Annotated in this window: 19 protein-coding genes and 1 tRNA gene; 7 read left to right on the top strand and 13 right to left on the bottom strand. The window is 46.8% G+C overall.

Annotated elements, in window-relative coordinates:
• Nucleotides 1-36 precede the first annotated feature (36 nt).
• The 7 genes from P3T48_RS09415 to P3T48_RS09385 all read right to left on the bottom strand — a co-directional run bounded on the left by P3T48_RS09415 (nucleotide 37) and on the right by P3T48_RS09385 (nucleotide 5,087).
• A complete protein-coding gene (locus P3T48_RS09415; protein WP_217758633.1) occupies nucleotides 37-1,524 on the bottom strand; it encodes an ATP-binding cassette domain-containing protein in 1,488 nt (495 codons plus the stop codon).
• A gap of 12 nt (nucleotides 1,525-1,536) precedes the next feature.
• A complete protein-coding gene (gene ruvC, locus P3T48_RS09410; protein WP_276506524.1) occupies nucleotides 1,537-2,169 on the bottom strand; it encodes a crossover junction endodeoxyribonuclease RuvC in 633 nt (210 codons plus the stop codon).
• Between the two features lie 29 nt (nucleotides 2,170-2,198).
• Nucleotides 2,199-2,843, bottom strand: a complete 645-nt coding sequence (locus P3T48_RS09405) for an MBL fold metallo-hydrolase (protein WP_158463436.1) — start codon at nucleotides 2,841-2,843, stop codon at nucleotides 2,199-2,201.
• A gap of 68 nt (nucleotides 2,844-2,911) precedes the next feature.
• Nucleotides 2,912-3,535, bottom strand: coding sequence for a 16S rRNA (guanine(527)-N(7))-methyltransferase RsmG (gene rsmG / locus P3T48_RS09400; RefSeq protein WP_217758631.1), 624 nt, complete (start codon nucleotides 3,533-3,535; stop codon nucleotides 2,912-2,914).
• A 130-nt stretch (nucleotides 3,536-3,665) separates the two neighbouring features.
• A tRNA-Cys gene (locus tag P3T48_RS09395) sits at nucleotides 3,666-3,736 on the bottom strand.
• Nucleotides 3,737-3,987: 251 nt separating this feature from the next.
• Nucleotides 3,988-4,209 (bottom strand): hypothetical protein, encoded by a 222-nt coding sequence (locus P3T48_RS09390; protein WP_022253213.1) that lies wholly within the window; start codon nucleotides 4,207-4,209, stop codon nucleotides 3,988-3,990.
• 62 nt (nucleotides 4,210-4,271) lie between these two features.
• On the bottom strand, nucleotides 4,272-5,087 hold the full coding sequence (locus P3T48_RS09385) for a hypothetical protein (protein WP_276506523.1): 816 nt from the start codon (nucleotides 5,085-5,087) through the stop codon (nucleotides 4,272-4,274).
• 210 nt (nucleotides 5,088-5,297) lie between these two features.
• Between P3T48_RS09385 and P3T48_RS09380 the strand changes: the two genes are divergently transcribed.
• The 6 genes from P3T48_RS09380 to P3T48_RS09355 all read left to right on the top strand — a co-directional run bounded on the left by P3T48_RS09380 (nucleotide 5,298) and on the right by P3T48_RS09355 (nucleotide 12,289).
• Nucleotides 5,298-6,569 carry a replication-associated recombination protein A gene (locus tag P3T48_RS09380; protein WP_276506522.1) on the top strand — a complete coding sequence of 424 codons (1,272 nt, stop codon included), beginning with the start codon at nucleotides 5,298-5,300 and terminating at the stop codon, nucleotides 6,567-6,569.
• Nucleotides 6,570-6,616: 47 nt separating this feature from the next.
• Nucleotides 6,617-7,276 (top strand): trimeric intracellular cation channel family protein, encoded by a 660-nt coding sequence (locus tag P3T48_RS09375; protein ID WP_022253210.1) that lies wholly within the window; start codon nucleotides 6,617-6,619, stop codon nucleotides 7,274-7,276.
• A 75-nt stretch (nucleotides 7,277-7,351) separates the two neighbouring features.
• Nucleotides 7,352-8,857 carry a glycoside hydrolase family 10-like protein gene (locus tag P3T48_RS09370; RefSeq protein WP_443217184.1) on the top strand — a complete coding sequence of 502 codons (1,506 nt, stop codon included), beginning with the start codon at nucleotides 7,352-7,354 and terminating at the stop codon, nucleotides 8,855-8,857.
• A gap of 118 nt (nucleotides 8,858-8,975) precedes the next feature.
• Nucleotides 8,976-9,422, top strand: a complete 447-nt coding sequence (locus P3T48_RS09365; protein ID WP_158463430.1) for a hypothetical protein — start codon at nucleotides 8,976-8,978, stop codon at nucleotides 9,420-9,422.
• Nucleotides 9,423-9,554: 132 nt separating this feature from the next.
• Nucleotides 9,555-11,042 (top strand): xylulokinase, encoded by a 1,488-nt coding sequence (locus P3T48_RS09360; RefSeq protein WP_276506521.1) that lies wholly within the window; start codon nucleotides 9,555-9,557, stop codon nucleotides 11,040-11,042.
• 179 nt (nucleotides 11,043-11,221) lie between these two features.
• Nucleotides 11,222-12,289 carry a mannose-1-phosphate guanylyltransferase gene (locus P3T48_RS09355; protein ID WP_276506520.1) on the top strand — a complete coding sequence of 356 codons (1,068 nt, stop codon included), beginning with the start codon at nucleotides 11,222-11,224 and terminating at the stop codon, nucleotides 12,287-12,289.
• Nucleotides 12,290-12,430: 141 nt separating this feature from the next.
• Here P3T48_RS09355 and P3T48_RS09350 read toward each other — a convergent pair whose 3' ends face one another.
• The 5 genes from P3T48_RS09350 to P3T48_RS09330 form a co-directional block, all read right to left on the bottom strand.
• Entirely contained in the window at nucleotides 12,431-13,072 is a 642-nt protein-coding gene (locus P3T48_RS09350) for a DedA family protein (RefSeq protein ID WP_276506519.1), read from the bottom strand.
• Between the two features lie 42 nt (nucleotides 13,073-13,114).
• Complete coding sequence (locus P3T48_RS09345; protein WP_276506518.1) at nucleotides 13,115-14,830, bottom strand: glutamine--tRNA ligase/YqeY domain fusion protein; 1,716 nt, start codon at nucleotides 14,828-14,830, stop codon at nucleotides 13,115-13,117.
• Nucleotides 14,831-15,143: 313 nt separating this feature from the next.
• Nucleotides 15,144-15,524: a hypothetical protein gene (locus P3T48_RS09340; protein WP_158463425.1), complete on the bottom strand. Its 381-nt coding sequence runs from the start codon at nucleotides 15,522-15,524 to the stop codon at nucleotides 15,144-15,146.
• A gap of 107 nt (nucleotides 15,525-15,631) precedes the next feature.
• Nucleotides 15,632-16,339, bottom strand: a complete 708-nt coding sequence (locus tag P3T48_RS09335; protein WP_276506517.1) for a phosphatase PAP2 family protein — start codon at nucleotides 16,337-16,339, stop codon at nucleotides 15,632-15,634.
• Nucleotides 16,340-16,413: 74 nt separating this feature from the next.
• A complete protein-coding gene (locus P3T48_RS09330) occupies nucleotides 16,414-18,288 on the bottom strand; it encodes an LTA synthase family protein (RefSeq protein ID WP_158463423.1) in 1,875 nt (624 codons plus the stop codon).
• 182 nt (nucleotides 18,289-18,470) lie between these two features.
• Between P3T48_RS09330 and P3T48_RS09325 the strand changes: the two genes are divergently transcribed.
• A complete protein-coding gene (locus tag P3T48_RS09325) occupies nucleotides 18,471-18,905 on the top strand; it encodes a helix-turn-helix domain-containing protein (protein ID WP_276506516.1) in 435 nt (144 codons plus the stop codon).
• A gap of 137 nt (nucleotides 18,906-19,042) precedes the next feature.
• Here the strand turns inward: P3T48_RS09325 and P3T48_RS09320 are convergent, their stop codons facing one another.
• Nucleotides 19,043-19,660, bottom strand: a complete 618-nt coding sequence (locus tag P3T48_RS09320) for a sigma-70 family RNA polymerase sigma factor (RefSeq protein ID WP_022253200.1) — start codon at nucleotides 19,658-19,660, stop codon at nucleotides 19,043-19,045.
• Nucleotides 19,661-19,760: the final 100 nt, after the last annotated feature.

The following is a 19,760-nucleotide window of genomic DNA, read 5'->3' as shown; positions in this document are numbered from 1 at the left end:
TATGATTTTTGTTTCTATTATAATGGAGTCACAGGCTTACTCATCGTGTCGGATGAGGAAAATGCTGTGGTCTATGCATGCTGGCAGTTCTTCCTTATAGTGGGTAACCATGATCATAGTCTTGTTCTGTCGTTTACAGAACGCCTCAATGATGTCCTTTACCAGTCGACGGTTGTAGTTGTCGAGTCCATGCAAGGGCTCATCGAGTATGAGTAGTTCGGGATCTTTGACGAAGGCTCTTGCCAGAAGGGCCAGTCGTTGTTCTCCGCTCGACAGTTTCAGAAATCCACGTTCCTCCATGTTTTTGAGTCCAAACACTTCCATCCAAAAGCGGCACTTCTCGTAGTCTTCTTCGTTGGGTTTCACATAAAGACCTACTGAGTCTTTCAACCCACTTGCCACGATTCGTATTACAGGCAGGTCGCGCTGATAAGACCTGTGCAACTCTGGCGACACGTAGCCGATGTGTTTCTTTATGTCCCAAATGCTTTCACCGCTTCCTCGTGCGTTTCCGAAGAGAGCGATGTCGCAGGCATAGCTTTGAGGATTGTCAGCACAGATAAGGCTGAGAAGGGTAGACTTGCCTGCTCCGTTTTGCCCGCTCAGTGCCCATCGCTCACCGTTCATGACTGTCCAGTCGAGTTCTTTCAGTATGGTGCGACGTCCGTAGCGTATGCTTACCTTGTTCATCTTGACCACTTCCTGGTTGTGATATTCTCGATTGCTGTAGGGCAGGTCGATAATGGCCTGTTGCTGGACGGGCGAAAGGATATGCTCAGGAACTGGCTTGCGTAAGTCGAGATACTCCTGCTTTGTCATTTTGCGGCCAACCTTCATACCGTCAACCTCCACGATGTGTGTGATGAACTGCGGAATGTCATCGCTCTTGCTGAGTACCAGGATAACCTGTAGGGCGCGTTCGGCAGAGAGGGTGGCAAGAAGCTGCTTGAGTTGTTCACGAGTATCGGCATCCAGTCCGATAAATGGGTTGTCCATGATGAGCACACGTGGCTCAGAGAAAAGGGTGGTGGCGAGTTTGAATTTTCGCAACTCACCGCTTGACAGCAGGATGATGTACTTGTCGAGCAATTTGTCCATATGGAAGAGCTCGTAGATGTGCTGCTGCAGTTTTCTGCGTTCGGGAGTATCCTCGCCAGCCATCTGATAGGCTTCCTCCAGTTTGTCCTTCACAATGGGCGTATTCTCGTCTATCTCAAGCTGGTTCCATCTTTGCTGCAGAAAGTAGGTTCGGTCGTTGTCGCCTCCGTAAGTGTCGCGGAAAGTAATATACTTGATGTTGTCACTCACGAGCGTTTTCTTGCTGGGCGAGAAATCGTATACGGGATCGTGCATGAGCAGCGGATGTCTGCCCACAAGAATATCTACCAGCATGGATTTTCCACTACCATTTCTTCCCACGATGGCGATATGCTCGCCCTCACAGGCTGTAAAGTTGACAGGCTCTGCCATTCGCCATTCTGGCATACGGGTCACGCCATTCTCAATCTTGATAATTGTTTGCATTTCTGTCTAATATTAATGTTTCCTGAGAGCTCCCAGGAGTTTGGTCTGAGGGCCTGTTAGTGTGTTGTCGGTTGTCGAAGCCTTGCCTCTGTTGCGTATGGCAAAGTCTTTCCAACTGGAGTAGTGTGGCGCGTCGGTCTCGGGTCTTCCCATCTGCAGAAAGTGGCAGTAGGCAGCTCCGAGTGCGTCGGTCGCATCCATGAACTTGGGCATGTCGTTGTCGCTGATCTTCAGCATTCTCTGCAGCATGCCAGCCACCTGCTCCTTGGAGGCCTGACCCTGTCCGGTGATGGCCATTTTGATTTTCAGCGGAGCATACTCGTGTATTGGTACGTCGTGATGTATGGCTGCAGCGATGGCTACTCCCTGTGCCCGTCCAAGCTTGAGCATAGACTGCACGTTCTTGCCAAAGAAGGGTGCCTCAATCGCCATTTCGTCGGGTAGGTATTCGTCAATAATACCTGTCACCCGTTCGAAAATTTTGCCTAAGCGGAGGTAGGGGTCGCTTTCTTTGCGCATATCGATGATGCCCATCACCACAAGCTGTGCCTTGTTGCCTACGACCCTTATTACGCCATAGCCCATGACATTTGTGCCAGGGTCTATGCCGAGTATGATTTTCTCTGCCTTGTTAGCTTGTTTCATCTTCTGTTGTTGATAAACCTATCTGATTCTTATCTGTCCATATAGGGGTTATGGGCGAGTTCCTCGCCTATGGTGGTGGTGTTGCCATGTCCTGGCAGCACTTTGGTCTTGTCGGGCAACTGTGCCAAGAGACGTAGACTGTTGATAATCTGGAACATCGAACCGCCTTGGAAATCTGTTCTTCCTATAGAATTTTGGAAGAGTGTGTCACCAGTGAAGGCTACACCCTCTGCCTCGCAATAGAAGGTGACCGAACCTTTAGAGTGACCAGGGGTTGGGATGATGCTCAGCTCATGGTTGCCGAAGTGTATGGTCTCGCCGTCCTCGAAGAAATGACCGATTGGTGGAAACACGGTGTCTATCTTCATCTGATAGAATGACTCAGCTTGATGCTGCAGGTTTTTCATTAGATGTTCGTCTGCCTGTGCCACCTCGGGTTTAAGTCCGAAAGCCTGATAGATGGTGTCGTTGCCAAAGTTGTGGTCAAGATGACCATGTGTCACCAGCAGGTGTATGGGGTTGAGACCATTCCCGGTAATATAATCGGTAATGGCTTTTCGTTCTTCTGGATAGAAGGCTCCGCAGTCAATGATGACGCACTCCTTGGTTTCGTCGCTCACCACGTAGCAGTTCTCAGAAAGCATGTTGCACTGGAATCGTTCGATATGTAACATTTTAGTTTTCTCCTATTTTTTTGAGGGTTGTTGTTTGGATGTTTTTTACTTTGTCTCCTTGCGGTGTCTTAGCAGGGTACGTAGACGAGCTGCTTGTCTTGTGCAAACCACTCTTCGTCGAAGAAGGTGCTCAGTGGTGTAATTTCAGCCACCCGGCTGTAGCTCTTGAGCTCTTCGTTCAGGTTGCCTCCTTTCAGGCAGAGCAGTCCGTTGGGCAGGGCATTCTGCTGTGTCTTCTTGAAGTTCTTCTTAATGATTTTCATCAAGTCGGGCAGTTGCATGACTGCACGGCTTACCACGAAGTCATATTTCCCCTTTTCTTCTTCTCCTCTCAGGTGTTCAGCCTTGAGGTTTTTCAGTCCGATGGCCTCAGCCACCTCGTTGCATACTCTAATCTTCTTGCCCGTACCGTCGATGAGTTTGAATCGGCACTCAGGGAAGAGGATGGCAAGAGGAATACCCGGGAAGCCTCCTCCGCATCCGAAATCGAGAATCTCGGTTCTGTCTTTGAAGTTGATGGCTTTGGCGATAGCCATGGAGTGCAACACGTGGTGTTCGTAGAGATTATCTATGTCCTTTCTGCTGATGACATTGATCTTGGCGTTCCACTCTCTGTACAGAGCGTCAAGCTGCGCTATTTGCTCTTTCTGTCTGTCCGTGAGGTTCGGAAAGTATTTGTTGATGATATCCATGTTGTCTTCTGTTATTGTGGTGGCAAAGTTACTAAAAAAAGATAAGAAACAAGTGGTTTCGATGAAAAAAGATTCGAGTCGGGGTTTATATAAACAACAAAGGAAGCTTGTAGAGAAGCTTCCTTTGTTGAGGTGTCTAGCGGAGTCGAACCGCTCTACACGGTTTTGCAGACCGTTACCTAACCGCTCGGTTAAGACACCTTGTAGCGTTGCAACATCATTTCTGATTAGCGAGTGCAAAGGTACTGCTTTTATTTTATTCCACCAAATTTTTTCTTGCTTTTTTCTGATTATTCTTACATTTATTATAAAAAGCACAGCCTGCGCAGTGAAAATCCTTGCATTTTCGGGCGGAACTGACAGCCCGGTAGATACAAATGGCGGCATACGTGATGCATGCCGCCAATGTGATACCTATAATCAAGTATTGGATAGTCATTCTTTTGATGTGATTATCCTACTGCGTTGTAGCCATTGGTGGAGTTGTTGCGCATGATGTCGCGGATGTTCATTTCCTTGAATTCCTGTGCGCGATGCTCGTTCTCCAATAGTTCTTCTTCCTCTACATCCTTCTCGGAACGTGTAAAGGTGAAGGTTTTGTACTTCATTTCGGCAATAGCCCATCCGATGATAGCTACTGCGAAGAGTACGATCAATCCAATTAATGCGTTCATTTCTGTATGTATATATATATAATAATGTGTAATGTTACAAGTCTCGTGTGGCTTTCGATGTTTTAGTATTCGTCATCGTCGGCAACATCCTCTGCGTCATCAAGACCGAGGTTCTCAGGATCTTCGAAGGTGGTGCGATAGCTTTCTTCTGTCAACTTGTCGTCATCGAAGGCGTCATCGTCCTCATCTGGATCGTTGTAGTGGTCTTCAATCTCTGGTGCATCCTCATCCTCGTCCTCCTCGCGGTCAGCCAACTCATCCTCGCGGTCGAGCTCATCGTCGTCATCGAATCTCATGCGTACTTTCTCTACCATAGGTTTCTCCTTGGCAAAGATAGCCTCGGTCCATGATCCCTTAGGAATCTCGAGAACTTCGAAACCGTCGTTTACCTTCTTCTCATACAGTCCGCCAGCCTTGTGCAGTCGGTCTTTAGGCAGAGTTGTGGTGCTGATTTCAAAGCCACTCTGGATAATGTCCTGAATGCTCTGTGGCAGACTGTCCCATCCACCACCAAAGTTACGTTCAAGCACCTCCATGAGTTTGGCAGCGCTGATGTGACGGATGTTCTCGTATGTCAGGTCGGTGACGCGCAGGATGGGGCGCTTCTTGATGGCATACTTCACCTTGTTGTCGTTGATTTGGAAAACACCCACTTTGAAACCACGCTGATTATATTTTTCGATGACTTCAGGCTTGTTTATCTTCACTTCCTCTATCTCGAAGGCGCTACGGATAATAGCGACGTATTTGTTCTGGCAGTCTTTCAGGTCGGCGTCTTTCTCGGCAGCTTCCCAAAGACGGAACACGTCGTTCTCCTGAATGTCCCATACGTTGCTCTTTGTCAGAGTCTTGAGTGTCAATGCTTTTTCTTTCTTCATCGTTGTTACATGTTTTTTCAGTTGCAAAAGTAAATACTATATTTTTAATATCCAAATTTTTCTGTGTGTTTTTCATAAAAAAGTACTCTTTTTGTTGGGGTTTCATTTTTTTTGTTTACCTTTGCATGAAAGCAGGATTTGTCCTGGTATGGTAATATATGAGAAAAGACGAATACTGTATGAGAAAAATGACAGATAATCTTAGACATAATGAGTGAACCATTAGCAGAAAGAATGAGGCCCCGCACATTGGCTGACTATGTCGGTCAGAAACATTTGGTGGGCGAAGGAGCAGTGCTGCGCAAGATGATTGACGCAGGCCGAATATCGTCGTTTATACTCTGGGGACCTCCTGGTGTAGGCAAGACCACGCTTGCCCAGATAGTGGCTCAGACCCTGCAAGTGCCTTTTTATACGTTGAGTGCTGTGACCAGTGGCGTGAAGGATGTACGCGAAGTTATAGAGCGTGCCAAGAGCGGCAGGTTCTTCAATTCTGCTTCACCCATTCTTTTTATTGATGAGATTCATCGTTTCTCCAAGAGTCAGCAGGACTCTCTGTTAGGTGCGGTGGAGAAGGGAGTTGTGACGCTGATTGGGGCCACCACGGAGAATCCTTCCTTCGAGGTGATACGCCCATTGTTGTCTCGCTGCCAGCTCTACGTGCTCAAGTCGTTGGACAAGGAAGACTTGGAGGAGCTCTTGCATAGGGCTTTGACTGAGGACATAGAACTGAAGAAGAAGCATATAGAATTACAGGAAATGGGTGCCTTGATGCGTTTCAGCGGTGGTGATGCCCGCAAGTTGCTCAACATCCTGGAGTTGGTGGTAGAGTCGGCAGGTTCTGACGAGGTGGTTATTACCGACAAGATGGTTGAGGAACAGCTGCAGCAGAATCCTCTGGCCTACGACAAGCAGGGTGACATGCACTACGATATCATTTCGGCGTTTATCAAAAGTATACGAGGCAGCGATCCTGATGCAGCCTTATACTGGATGGCACGCATGATAGAAGGCGGAGAAGACCCACAATTTATCGCTCGCCGAGTCGTAATAAGTGCCTGTGAGGATGTGGGATTGGCCAATCCCAATGCCTTGTTGTTGGCAAATGCGGCTTTCGATACCGTGATGAAGATAGGATGGCCCGAGGGACGTATCGCCTTGGCAGAGGCTGTGGTCTATCTTGCCACCAGTCCGAAGAGCAACAGTGCCTATCTGGCTATAGATGCAGCTTTGGCAAAGGTGCGCCAGACGGGCAACCTGCCTGTGCCCCTTCATATTCGCAATGCTCCTACTAAGTTGATGAGCGAACTGGGTTATCATGATGGATATCGTTATCCTCACGACTATCCTGGACATTTTGTCGAGCAGCAGTATCTGCCCGATGCTATTCAGGACAGCCGTTTCTGGTTTGCACAGCATTCGCCTTCAGAAGAACGGCTATACCAGTGGATGACTACTTGCTGGGGAGAAAGATTTAAGTGATGAGTGAGAAATCAAAATACCTTATAACTATATAGAAAACCAAGAAAATGAATATACAACAAGACCCAGAATTCATGATGACTCTTCAGAGGGTTGTCGAGTTCGTTGGAACATTTGCCTTTGCTTTGTCGGGCATTCGTCTTGCAGCCTCTAAGCATTACGACTGGTTGGGAGGTTTCGTGTGTGGTGTGGCTGTGGCCATAGGTGGAGGAACTATCCGTGACGTAATGCTCGGCGTGCGTCCTTTCTGGATGCTGAGTCCCATCTATCTGATATGTACGCTTATGGCGCAGGGTGTCGTTATCGTGTTTCACCATTATCTGAAAAGACTCGATAATACGTGGTTTCTTTTTGATACATTGGGATTGGCACTGTTCAATATAGCCGGCATACAAAAGACGATAGACAGTGGTTTCCCCTTTTGGGTGGCCATCATCATGGGCTGTATCACAGGAGCGGCTGGTGGAGTTATTCGCGATGTGCTGCTTAACGAGGAACCTGTCATCTTCCGAAAGGAGATATATGCCATGGCGTGTATCCTGGGTGGCCTGACCTATTGGGCATTGGATTCGATGGGTGTCAGTCTGTACGTCACAACGGCAGTGGCCTTTTTGGTGGTGTGTGCCATCCGCCTCATCGCTGTAAGGTATCACATATCCTTGCCTAAGTTGCATGATGAGGAACCGGGAGAACCGAAACAGGAATAAAAAAACAACTTCTGAATCCTGCGAATGTTCAATAAATAATTATAGAAAAAACGGAAAAGCGAAATATATTAATCAATGAAAAAACTAAAGACAATCTTTACAGTAGCAGTCATGGTTGCTCTCTTGCTGCAGGCTGGTACAATGAAGGCTCAGAACAAGCGAGAGTTTCGTGGCGTATGGATACAATGTGTGAACGGACAGTATCTGGGAAAGACGACAGAACAGATACAGAACATGCTTAGTAGCCAGCTCGATGAACTGCAGAAGGATGGTGTCAATGCCGTTATTTTTCAGGTGAGGGCAGAGTGCGATGCTCTCTATGAAAGCAAGTTGGAACCTTGGAGCCGATATTTGACAGGAAAGCAAGGAAAAGCTCCGTCTCCTTATTGGGACCCTTTGCAATGGATGGTGGAGCAGTGTCATCGTAGAGGCATGGAACTGCATGCCTGGATCAATCCTTATCGCGCCAAGCACGGAGGAACTCCTATGGGACAGCTGGCTTCCAGTAGTGTGGTGGTGCAACATCCAGAGCTCTGTTTCTCGTATGATAATCTGGTGCTGCTCAACCCCGGTCTGCAGGAGGCAGCCGACTATACTTGTCGTGTGGCAGCCGATATCGTGAGCCGATACGATATCGACGGATTTCACATCGACGATTATTTCTATCCTTATCCTGTAGCAGGCAAGCAGATTCCAGACCAGCAGCTCTATCAGCGCATGAATCATGGCTTTTCCAATATTCAGGATTGGCGACGCGACAATGTAAGTCGTTTTGTGAAGCAATTGGGAGAGACCATCCATGCTGTAAAGCCCTGGGTGAAGTTCGGTGTTTCACCTTTCGGTATATATCGTAACAAGCGCAACGACCCTAACGGAAGCCTGACCAATGGTCTGCAAAATTATGACGACCTGTATGCCGATGTGCTGTTGTGGGTCAACAATGGTTGGGTCGACTATAATGTGCCGCAACTCTACTGGGAGATAGGCAATCGTGCTGCCGACTACAAGACGCTTATCACTTGGTGGAACAAGCATGCATCGGCACGCCCATTATATATAGGTGAAGACATAGAGCGTACTGCTAAGTATGCCGACCCGGATAATCCAAAGAGTCATCAGTTGCCAGCCAAACATCGTCTTCACCAGCAGATGCCCAATGTGAAGGGAACCGTGCTGTGGTATGCCAAGACTGCTGCCGACAATGTGGGCAACATCGGTCATACGCTTCGCGACTATTATTGGCGCACGCCAGCCCTTCCTCCTTTGATGCCATTTCTGGATGACAAAGCACCAAAGAAAGTGAAAGGTCTTAAACTCGTATGGACCGAAAACGGACCGCAACTTACATGGAAGGCTCCAAAAGGAAAGAAGTGGGGCGACGTGGCAAATCGCTATGTGATCTATCGATTTGAAAAGGGCGAGAAGGTAGACCTCTCGAATGCTTCAAGTATTCTCAAAGTGACTTATGACGAATTCTTTAAGTTGCCATACGTGAAGGACAAACGCTTTACTTATTTGGTGACAGCTCTCGACCGTGTGGGCAATGAGAGTAAGGGCAAGAAGAAAGCCGTTTCGTTTTAAAAGATGTGATGAGCAATGAAAATGACGAGAAAAGATGTTCGTAAACGAAACTTTTCATTCTTTTTTCTTGCTCATCACTTTATTTTTTGTATCTTTGCATAATCAAAAGCATTAATCTATGGACATAACGGAACAAACAATCTTACAGGTGGAGCGCTTTTTAAGAAAAGTGGCTCAGAAGTTTCCTGAATCAGAGGAAACTTCCGTGTTGACAGACATTCATGTGCGTGTATCTCAAGACAGCGGAGAACTGCTGGCTTTTGATGATGACGACAAGGAAATAACACGTTGTGTGGTGGAGCAATGGATAGACAATAAAGATGAGAATTTCTATGATGAAGTTGCCAAGATTCTGCGCGAACTGATGAGAAGGAATGCCGACCTGATAGACTCGTTGGGTATTCTGAAGCCCTATAGTTTTGTTCTTGAGGACGATGATAAGGAAAACCTTGGTGAGCTCTATCTTGCCGACGATGATACAGTGATCGTAGGGGGCGACTTGATGGAAGGACTCGACAGCGACCTTGACAGCTTCTTTGATGACTTGCTGAAAGAAGACTCGTAAAGTCTTCGAGTGAAGAACTCGGAGATAAGAGCTCTGCGTGAAGAACTCAGGTTGAAGTATGAAGACTCCGACTAAAGAACGAGCAATAGCACAAAAACTTAATTTTCAATAATCTGATTTATTCTAAGAATTATGGCAAGAAGATATTTATTGGGCTTTGACGTAGGCTCCAGTTCTGTGAAAGCATCTCTTACAGATGTTGACAGTGGCGAAATTGCCGCATCAGCTTTTTATCCTGACCATGAGGCACCTATCATGGCTGTAAAGGCAGGGTGGGCAGAGCAAGACCCACAGATGTGGTGGGACAATGCCAAGCTGTCGCTTCAGAGAATTATTGCAGAGACTGGTGCCAAGGGAGAAGACATCCTCGCTATAGGTATTTCATATCAGATGCACGGTTTGGTGTGCGTGGACAAGCAGCAGAACGTGTTGCGTCCAAGTATCATCTGGTGTGATTCGCGTGCCGTGCCTTATGGTGATAAGGCTTTCTGTGATCTTGGCGAAGAGCGTTGTCTGCAGAGCTTGCTCAATTCACCAGGCAACTTTACTGCTTCCAAATTGGCTTGGGTCAAGGAGAATGAGCCAGATTTGTTTGACAAGATAGACAAAATCATGTTGCCCGGTGACTATCTGGCCATGAAATTGTCGGGCGAGGTAAAGACAACCATCAGCGGACTTTCTGAAGGTATGATGTGGGATTTCAAGGAGAAGAAACCAGCCAAGTTCCTGCTTGATTACTATGGATTTGACGAGAATGTGCTGGCCGACATCGTTCCTACTTTCTCAGTACAGAGCGTAGTTTCCAAGGAGGCAGCTCAAGAGTTGGGACTCAAGGAAGGCACACCTATTTCATATCGTGCAGGCGACCAGCCAAACAATGCAGTCAGCCTGAATGTGTTCAATCCTGGCGAGATAGCAAGTACTGCCGGTACTTCAGGCGTAGTATATGGTGTGCTCGGAGATGTGAACTATGATCCTCACAGCCGTGTCAATACCTTTGCGCATGCCAACTATACCAAGGAACTCGACCGTTTGGGTGTGCTTCTTTGCATCAACGGTACGGGTATTCTCAATGCATGGGTACATCGAAACATCACACCTGATGTCAGCTATGCCGATATGAACGATTTGGCTGCAGGCGTGCCTATCGGAAGTGAAGGAGTGCGTATCATACCATTCGGCAATGGAGCAGAGCGTGTGCTTGAGAACAAGGAAGTGGGCTGCTCTATCCGTGGCTTGAACTTCAATAAGCACAATCGAGCACATATTGTGCGTGCGGCACAGGAAGGCATTGTCTTCAGTTTCTGCTACGGAATGGAAATTATGCAGCAGATGGGTATGGAACTCAACAAGATTCATGCCGGAAAGGCTAATATGTTCCTGAGTCCTTTGTTCCGCGATACGCTTGCCAGCGTGAGTGGAGCCACCATTGAACTGTATGAGACTGACGGTAGTGCTGGTGCTGCAAAGGGTGCTGGTATTGGTGCAGGAATCTATAAGGATCATAATGAGGCTTTCGCTTCGCTCAAGAAGTTGGCTGTTGTAGAGCCTGATGTAGCCCATCGCGATGCTTACAAGGAGGCTTATGAGACCTGGAAACAGGAACTGAACAAGCTGTAAACGCTAATGTACAGTTCATGAGCAGGTGTGCAAAATCAACTCTGTATTGGTTAGAGGAGCCCTGCCTTATTGAAATAAATCAATAAAAATAAGAAGGATGAGAAATTATCTCATCCTTTTTTTGTTTAATAGTTTATTTTTAGTATCTTTGCAATCTATAACATTTATATATAAGGATTATGGCTCACAAAAATAATCATTTGGTAATCATGGCAGGTGGAGTAGGCAGCAGATTCTGGCCTATGAGCACCGAGGAGAAACCCAAGCAGTTTATTGATGTACTGGGTACAGGTCGTACTTTGTTACAACTGACATTCGACAGATTCGAAGGTATTTGCGACCCAGAGAATGTGTGGGTGGTTACGAACAAGAAGTATGCAGCCCTTGTACAGGAGCAATTGCCCGAGATTCCTGCGGGTAACATCGTGCAGGAACCATGTCGCCGCAATACGGCTCCATGTGTTGCCTACATCAGTTGGCGAATCAAGGAGAAGGACCCCAATGCCAATATTGTCGTTTCACCTTCCGATCATATTGTTACCAACAGTAATGAGTTCAGACGAGTTATTATTTCTGCACTCAAGTTTACTGGCGAGACTGACAGTATTGTAACCCTTGGCATGAAGCCAACTCGTCCTGAGACGGGATATGGCTATATACAGGGTGATCTTCGTACACCTTCAGCCCGTAACAAGGAGGTATATCGTGTAGATCAGTTTCATGAGAAACCAGACCTGGAAACCGCCAAGAAGTATCTTAGCGACAAGAACTTCTTCTGGAATGCAGGAATCTTCATCATGAGCGCAGCCACCATAGTGAATGCTTTCCGTGTATATCAGCCAGCCATAGCTAAGATATTCGAGAGCCTGCGTCCTATTTATGGCACACCACAGGAGCAGGAGCAGATAGACCTGAGATATCCTGAGTGCGAGAATATCTCTATCGACTATGCCATTATGGAAAAGGCAGAGGAGATATTTGTCTTCCCTGCCAGTTTCGGATGGAGCGACTTGGGTACATGGGGCAGTTTGCTGGCGCAGTCACGTCGCGACCTGTATGGTAATGCCACTATAGGCAAAAATATCCAGATGATAGAGTCTAAAAATAACATTGTTCATACTTTAAACGAGAAGAAGGTTGTCATTCAGGGGCTCGAAGGCTATATTGTGGCTGAGGAAGACGGAACGCTTCTTATCTGCAAGATGTCGGAAGAACAGCGCATCAAACAGTTCTCGGGAATGAATTAGTCTCTGAGTTTTCATGAGTTCAATATAAAAAAAATCTCCGCAAGTCACACTTGCGGAGATTTTTTTATGATTAGTTGTAGCTTTTGTTTTAACGGCTTTTCTTCCCATTTTTCCTTTCTCTTAGGAAAAAGTTTAGCTTCTTTATTTCTTTTTCAGTCCCTTGTAAACTATGAAGGCGACAACAACGACAGCCAAGGCCAAGAGCACGTAGCCTATTTCGTGGCTGTACTTCAATGCCTGCTGGTATACGTCATGTGTGGTCTTGTAGTCGGTGTACTGGTATATGCTCCAGCCTATGATGGCCAGTACTGTGTTCCAGATGCCGGCACCAATAGTGGTGTACAACAGGAACTTGCCCAGATGCATGCCCGACAGACCAGCAGGAATACTGATGAGCTGACGTACGGCAGGAACCAGTCGGCCAAATATGGTAGAGGCAGCGCCGTGCTTGCGGAAATATTCCTCGGCTGTTTCTACCTTTTCGCGGTCGATGAGACACATGTGTCCTATACGACTGTCTGCAAAGCGGTAGATGATGGGGCGTCCCACCCATTTGGCGAGATAGTAGTTGATAAGGGCTCCTATGTCAGCTCCTATTGTGGCTACCACGATGACAAGCAGAAAATTCATTCCGCTGGCAGGATCCATAGCCTTCCATGCTGCAGGTGGAACTACCACCTCAGAAGGGAAAGGAATGAAAGAACTCTCGATGGCCATGAAAAGCATGACCACCCAGTAGTTCAAATTATTGAGAATCCACAGAAAGAGTGCAGCTGTATTCATTTTCGTTGATATAACATGAAATGATAGATGGTAGGAAAAAACTTACTTGTTGAGTTTAGCCCAAGTATCTTTCAGTCCTACAGTCTTGTTGAATACAGGATGCTCTGCTGTTGTGTCGAGGTCGGCCATGAAGTAGCCGATGCGCTGGAACTGCAGATACTCGCCTGGCTTCTTGGCAGCAGCATATTCCTCAACATAGCAGTTGGTGAAGGTGTGCAGGCTCTCAGGGTTGAGCAATTCGCGGAAGTCGCGCTCGTCAGCTGATGGGTTTTCCACGTTGAACAGGCGGTCGTATTCACGGACTTCAGCCTTCACACAATGGTCGGCAGAAACCCAGTGCAGGGTTCCCTTCACCTTGCGGTTGGCACCTTCCATTCCGCTCTTGCTGATAGGATCGTATTCTGCCTGAATCTCGACGATGTTTCCTTCTGCATCCTTGGTGCATCCGGTACACTTCACAATATAGGCATTTTTCAGACGAACCTCCTTGCCGGGAGTCATGCGGAAGAACTTCTTTGGAGCATCTTCCATGAAGTCGCCACGCTCTATCCACAGATTCTTGCTGAAGGTAATGGTGTGTGTACCGTCAGCCTCGTTCTCAGGATTGTTGATAGCTTCCATTTCCTCGCTCTCTCCCTCAGGATAGTTGGTGATAACGAGTTTCACAGGGTCGAGTACTGCACTTACTCGGCATGCTTTCTTGTTGAGGTCCTCGCGTACAGAAGCCTCGAGAAGAGCCATGTCGTTGAGGGCGTCGAACTTGGTATAGCCAATGCTGTCGATAAACATGCGGATGCTCTCTGGTGAATAGCCACGACGGCGCATGCCGCAGAGTGTAGGCATACGAGGATCGTCCCATCCATTGACGAGGTGTTCGTCTACGAGTGTGTGCAACTTGCGCTTGCTCATCACTGTATAGGTAAGGTTCAAGCGGTTGAACTCAATCTGTCGTGGACGATTGTCGGACAGATTGTCTGCTGTATTGTCCTTCTCCTTGAGGAAGTCGATAAACTTATCGTACAAAGGACGATGGGGTACAAACTCCAAGGTACAGATAGAGTGGGTTACACCTTCAAAGTAGTCGCTCTGTCCGTGGGCAAAGTCGTACATAGGATAGCAGTGCCACTTGGTGCCTGTACGGTGGTGTGGAGTTTGGATAATACGATAGATGATAGGGTCGCGGAAGTGCATGTTGGGATTGGCCATATCGAGTTTGGCACGCAGCACCATGCTTCCTTCTACCGCCTCGGGAGTGTTCATCTTCTCGAAGAGTGCAAGGCTTTCCTCTACAGGGCGGTCACGATAAGGGCTTGCTGTACCGGGAGTGGTAGGAGTTCCCTTTTGTTCTGCAATCTGTTCCGCAGTCTGCTCGTCGATGTAGGCATGTCCGTTCTTGATCATCCAGATGGCAAAATCCCACAACTTCTCAAAATAGTCGGAAGCATAGTAGATATTGCCCCACTTGAAGCCGAGCCATTGTATGTCCTGCAGGATGTTTTCTACGTATTCGTTGTTCTCCTTGCTGGGGTTTGTATCGTCAAAACGAAGGTTGCAGATACCGTTATATTTCTCTGCCACACCAAAGTCCATGCAGATAGCTTTGGCATGTCCGATATGCAGATATCCGTTAGGCTCTGGGGGAAAGCGTGTCTGTATGCGACCGTTGTTCTTGCCCTCCTTGAGATCTTCTTCTACAAATTGTTCAACGAAAGAGATGCTTTTCTTCTCTTCGTTCAGATTTTCTTCATTTATTGTCATATTTCAATGAGATATGTTTTATATATATAATAATGTGGTGCAAAGTTACAAAATAAATTGTAAGTATGAAAAAGATGAGCATTATATTTTTGCTGAAATAGTTGAAGAGGTGTGGAAAAAAGGTTGTGTGTTATTGTTTTTATAAGATTTTTTCAAAAAAGAACAATAAAACACGTCAAAATATTTTTTTATTCAAAATAATTTTGCTACCTTTGCAAACGTTATCCTGAATACAATCTTTTTACCTTAAACGGACTAATACCTATTGAATAGACGCTCTTCACTGTGAAGTGAGGAGCGTTTTTTATGTGTATTACTTAGCTTCTTGCTTTTTGCGGAAGGTCTCGTTGTTGACAACCATCATTCCTTCAGCTACGTCTATCTGTACCTGTGTCTGGATATCCTTGTCCACTCCCTTTCGGTCTAGCAGGATAATGGTCTGGTCGCCTTCAGGTTTGGCAATGAGTTCCCACTTGTAGTAGTCCTGAGTGTTTTTGGTTGTAACGGTCAGGTCGCTGTTCAGTGTGATAACCTTACTTCCGTCGTAGCTCTGATAGTCGCCGGCAGCCTTGTTCTGGAAAGCGGTATCGGTAACTACTGCTACCTCTGTGGTTGCAGTCTGTGGCTGTTCAGCCTTCTTGCCGTTGCAAGCTGCCATGGTGAGACCGAGAGCAGCGATTGCAAAAATCATCATTTTCTTCATATTGATTCTGATTTTGATTAATATATTTGTTAGTATTGTTATTGATTCATTTCCTTTTGCTGGGGAGTAGTCTTTGGCGTTGCCGTTTTTCTCTTTTTTTAATTGAAGAAGATGTCTATCTGTGTGGCTGCCATGAAGGCAGCAACTGTCAGCATTACCAAGACAGAGAGTGAGCCCATAGTGATTGGAAGCCACGATTGATGCAATTGTCTGCCGGTGGTTTTCCATTGCTCAATACCCTGTGGGTCGATATAGGCCAGCAGATAGTAGCACAGGGTGGCGTACAAGGCTCCGAAAAAGATGCCCACCAATATGTCGCCTGGGTAGTGTACTCCCATATAGGCGCGTGAGTATGCCATCACTATGGCCCAAGCCAGGAGGAAAAGATTCAACTTCCTGTTGCGGGCCAAATACATGGCGAAGAAAACCATTCCCCATGCGTTGGCGGCATGAGAGGAGGGGAATCCATATCTGCCGCCCCGATAATTGTTCACGATATGCACCATGGGCGAGATGGGGTTGTCTGTATTGCTGGGTCTCAGACGTTCTACCATTGGCTTGATAAGGCCTGAGGTGGTCTGGTCGCAGAGCACCACGATGGCAATGATGGCTACGAGGCATTTTGTTGTCGATCGCCAGTCATAGTTGCGGAACATCACATAGAGGAAACTTGCATAAAAGGGTATCCATACAAATCGGCTGCTGTACATCATCATGAAATAGTCCCAATAGCTGTTGTGGAATCCGTTGAGGAACAACAATAGTTGGGTGTCAGCCTGTTCCAGTGTGTTGAGCATGTCTGTCATTCGTGTCTTTTAATTTCTTTTTTTTTGTTGTTACTTGAGAACTTTTTTTAGGGGTGATGGGGAGAGCATGATGACTATTTTGTACTGATGTCGTCGTACAGTTTCTGCAGATATGCCTGTCCGCGCTTGATGTTGTAGCCGGGCTTGGTTCCCTTGTCATAGAGTACTTTCTTGCTCTTGTTGTCGAATATCAGTGAGTTTTCTTCGCTTACCACGCCAAAGGCATCGTTGACCGTGAAGAAGGCAAACTTAGGTGTGGCATCGCTCAGCATGTTCTTGCTGAAGAGGAAGTCTTTGTGTTCCACTCCCAACTGTCCTAACAGTGTGGCGGCAATGTCCTGCTGTGAGCCGATGAGTTTTATCTTCATAGGATGGGCTATGGCTCCGCCTGTCAGGATGAGAGGAATCTGGTAACGGCTTCTGTCGCCATTGTCGAGATGCTCCTTGTATCCGCCTACGTGGTCGGGCACGAAGATGATGAGCGTGTTTTTCCATTTGGGCAGCTTGCGGTATCTGCGCACGATGGCACCCATCACACTGTCGGTATAGGCAAAAGCATTCAGTCGCTTGTCTTTCAGTCGGCTGTAGGGCACTTCGAAAGGCTCATGACTGCTCGATGTCTGGAAGACTCTGAAAACAGGACGGCCTGTTGGTTTCTCGTGTTCGATGTCGTACATCAGCCTGTCGGCCACGATATGGTCGTGCACTCCCCATTTGCTCAGTCGCTGCTCGATAGGGAAGTCCTGGTCTGAGGTGATGTGCTGGAAACCCTGTGAGATAAGATAGGAGCGCTGGTTGGTAAAGTTGATGTCGCCACCATAATAGTAGGCAGTCTGGTAGTTCTTGTATTTCACCAACGACTTGGAGATAGATGGCAGGTGGCTCGACTTGTTGGGATCCTTCATGATGCTCATGGTGGGCTGTGCCGGATAACCGCTCAGAATGGCCACGAGTCCGCGGTCGGTTCTGAAGCTGTTGGCATAGAAGCGGTTGAAGAGGATGCCCTGCTGGGCTATGGAGTCGAGACATACAGCCACGTCTTTCTGTGTACCTATGGATGGAAGCAGGTCGCTTGCGAAACTTTCCATCACAACAAGCAGGATGTCTGGAGCATGCTTGCGTGCCTCATCGCTGAGAATGGGGTAGGTGTTCTCGTCGCTTTGGCTCACCATCGTACGGAATATCTTGTTGGCTTCGGCAGCGTCCATATAGCGATACTGGTCTTCGAAGTTCTGCTGTCTTGTCATCGACTCGAGAAGACTGAACATCGGGTTTACCGCCGAGTGGTTGAGGTAAGATAGCTGACTGAAATAAGCAGTTCCTGTATTTGTCGTAGCCACAGTGAATCCACCACGGATAGGGATGATGAGCAGGGCTGTCATGACGAAGACAATAATAGATGTACGCACGCGATGGCAGTCGAGTCCTTCGTTTCTGTAATCACGTCTTCCATAACGGTCGCGTCGTGGTTTGGGCATGCGCAACATCCACCAGATCAGTGCCGATATGGCTGCGAGAGCAAGGATTCCCAAGGCAATCTCTCCAAAAGATGCACTTGCAAAAGCGTCAGCAGGCGATGTGAAGAAATAGAAGAAAGGCATGCTGTCCAAGGGGAAGCACCAATAGGGGTAGAGTACGGCATTGAGAACGAAGCAGAAGGCTGTGGCAACTGCTATGATGCCCATATATGTGTTGAATATCGGGCGTATGAACTCCTGTCTTATCCATACGTTGGCAAGCAGGAGCAAGCCAGGCAGGAGCATGAGATAACCGGCCATAGACAGGTCAATGCGAAGACCATGAAACATGACGGGCATCATTTCTGCAAATACTTCTCCCCACGACATTTGTGATGCGCCATGGGTAACAAGCATGAATAATGGTTTCTGCAGTATGAAGATGATCATGAGCACGATGTATGTTCTCACGAACCATATTATTTGTTTCATTCCTCCGAGTTTGTTCATTCTGACCTGTTATTTTAATTTTTATGGCAAAATTACGGCTTTTATTCCACATAGGCAATTTATTTGTATATAATTAATAAAAAAAACCACAAAAAATTTGGTTTGTATCTTGTTTTGCCGTATCTTTGTCACTGGTAATTTAAAGAAACAACTAACTTAATGCCATGGCTAAATATAACTTAACACCTAAAAAGGAAAAAGTAGCCCGTTATCAAACTCTTCTTAGTGATAAGCTCAAGGACAGTCTGTACGAGGGAATTTTGCGAATTATCGTAGCAGAAGGTAAATACAAAGACAAAACTTACAATACCCGTAAGTTGGCTGCCGATCTAAATACCAATGCTCGTTATATATCTGCAGTTTGTGCCACACGACTGCACAAGAACTATTCGGAATTCGTCAACGATTTCCGAATCAACGAAGCTATGTCGCTGCTTTCAGACCGTCGCTATACCAAGATGACTATCGAGGACATCAGCGAAATGGCAGGCTTCAATACCCGTCAGAGTTTTTATGCCAACTTCTATCATCGCATGGGAATGACCCCTTGTGAGTACAGAAAGCAACAGGCACAAAAGAAAAAGGAGGCAGGCGCTTAGCCTTCCTCCTGTATTATCATTGGTGATTGAACTTTCGCTGGGTTCGGAAGTTTCTTCCACTTTCCCTTTTCGGAAGCGGAATGTGTTATTGTAGTGTGCCTTTTTCCCTTGCAGTATGAGTGAGGGTTACTTGGATTTTATTTCCTCAGGAGAGTCTTCAGGGCTTTGGTCTTTGCCTGTCGGGCCATTTTCCGCACAGCCTTGTCTCTTATCTGTCTTACTCTTTCGCGTTTCAGTTCCATGTCCTCGGCGATGTCTGCCATGGGGATGTGAGGGCAACCTATGCCGTAGAACTTGCGTATTACTTCGCGCTCGCGCTCATCGAGTATTTCGATGGCTGCCTTGAGGTCTTCTGAAATGAGGCGGAAGTAAGTGTTCTCTTCCTCTGAAAGTGCATCCTTGTTGATCAGTATGTCGAGCAGGGTGTACTTGTTGTTGGTGCCAAGGGGCGCGTCTATAGAGAGGGGCCGACTCAGTTTCTTGTTGAGTTGTTGGTGCCCGTCTTTTGGCATTCCGTAAGAAGCAGACTGCTGTTTGATGGCCTGTTCCATGGCCTTGCGAATGAAGGGTGCGGCATAGGCTATAAATTGTGTTCCGCGCTCAGTATCATATTTTTGTGCAGCTTGTGTCATAGCCATGTATCCCTCGCTCACCAGGTCGTCGAAGTCTACACCTTTACCCTTAAACCTATTCGCCAATGATTTTACGTAGCTCAGGTTTTCTGTGACCAGTTGGTTGATATTCTTTGCTTCCATCTTTTTGTTTCTTTAGTTTGTTGGGCAAAGATACGGATAAAAAATGATTTAGGCAATTTTTTTTGTAGAATAATGTTGGAAGAAATGATGGTGTAAACAT

The organism is Segatella intestinalis, assembly GCF_029348455.1.
Classification (GTDB): domain Bacteria; phylum Bacteroidota; class Bacteroidia; order Bacteroidales; family Bacteroidaceae; genus Prevotella.
Note: the sequence above shows the minus strand (reverse complement) of the source record. Positions and strands in the feature narration are given on the sequence as shown.

Bases quoted from the DNA above. Each gene is read 5' to 3' on its own strand.
- P3T48_RS09405 (WP_158463436.1), bottom strand. From the start codon at position 2,843: ATGTTACATATCGAACGATTCCAGTGCAACATGCTTTCTGAGAACTGC.
- P3T48_RS09350 (WP_276506519.1), bottom strand. From the start codon at position 13,072: ATGAATACAGCTGCACTCTTTCTGTGGATTCTCAATAATTTGAACTAC.
- P3T48_RS09355 (WP_276506520.1), top strand. From the start codon at position 11,222: ATGGCTCACAAAAATAATCATTTGGTAATCATGGCAGGTGGAGTAGGC.
- P3T48_RS09380 (WP_276506522.1), top strand. From the start codon at position 5,298: ATGAGTGAACCATTAGCAGAAAGAATGAGGCCCCGCACATTGGCTGAC.
- P3T48_RS09340 (WP_158463425.1), bottom strand. From the start codon at position 15,524: ATGATGATTTTTGCAATCGCTGCTCTCGGTCTCACCATGGCAGCTTGC.
- P3T48_RS09330 (WP_158463423.1), bottom strand. From the start codon at position 18,288: ATGAAACAAATAATATGGTTCGTGAGAACATACATCGTGCTCATGATC.
- P3T48_RS09385 (WP_276506523.1), bottom strand. From the start codon at position 5,087: ATGAAGAAAGAAAAAGCATTGACACTCAAGACTCTGACAAAGAGCAAC.
- P3T48_RS09390 (WP_022253213.1), bottom strand. From the start codon at position 4,209: ATGAACGCATTAATTGGATTGATCGTACTCTTCGCAGTAGCTATCATC.
- P3T48_RS09415 (WP_217758633.1), bottom strand. From the start codon at position 1,524: ATGCAAACAATTATCAAGATTGAGAATGGCGTGACCCGTATGCCAGAA.
- P3T48_RS09335 (WP_276506517.1), bottom strand. From the start codon at position 16,339: ATGACAGACATGCTCAACACACTGGAACAGGCTGACACCCAACTATTG.
- ruvC (WP_276506524.1), bottom strand. From the start codon at position 2,169: ATGAAACAAGCTAACAAGGCAGAGAAAATCATACTCGGCATAGACCCT.
- rsmG (WP_217758631.1), bottom strand. From the start codon at position 3,535: ATGGATATCATCAACAAATACTTTCCGAACCTCACGGACAGACAGAAA.
- P3T48_RS09375 (WP_022253210.1), top strand. From the start codon at position 6,617: ATGAATATACAACAAGACCCAGAATTCATGATGACTCTTCAGAGGGTT.
- P3T48_RS09325 (WP_276506516.1), top strand. From the start codon at position 18,471: ATGGCTAAATATAACTTAACACCTAAAAAGGAAAAAGTAGCCCGTTAT.
- P3T48_RS09370 (WP_443217184.1), top strand. From the start codon at position 7,352: ATGAAAAAACTAAAGACAATCTTTACAGTAGCAGTCATGGTTGCTCTC.
- P3T48_RS09365 (WP_158463430.1), top strand. From the start codon at position 8,976: ATGGACATAACGGAACAAACAATCTTACAGGTGGAGCGCTTTTTAAGA.
- P3T48_RS09360 (WP_276506521.1), top strand. From the start codon at position 9,555: ATGGCAAGAAGATATTTATTGGGCTTTGACGTAGGCTCCAGTTCTGTG.
- P3T48_RS09345 (WP_276506518.1), bottom strand. From the start codon at position 14,830: ATGACAATAAATGAAGAAAATCTGAACGAAGAGAAGAAAAGCATCTCT.
- P3T48_RS09320 (WP_022253200.1), bottom strand. From the start codon at position 19,660: ATGGAAGCAAAGAATATCAACCAACTGGTCACAGAAAACCTGAGCTAC.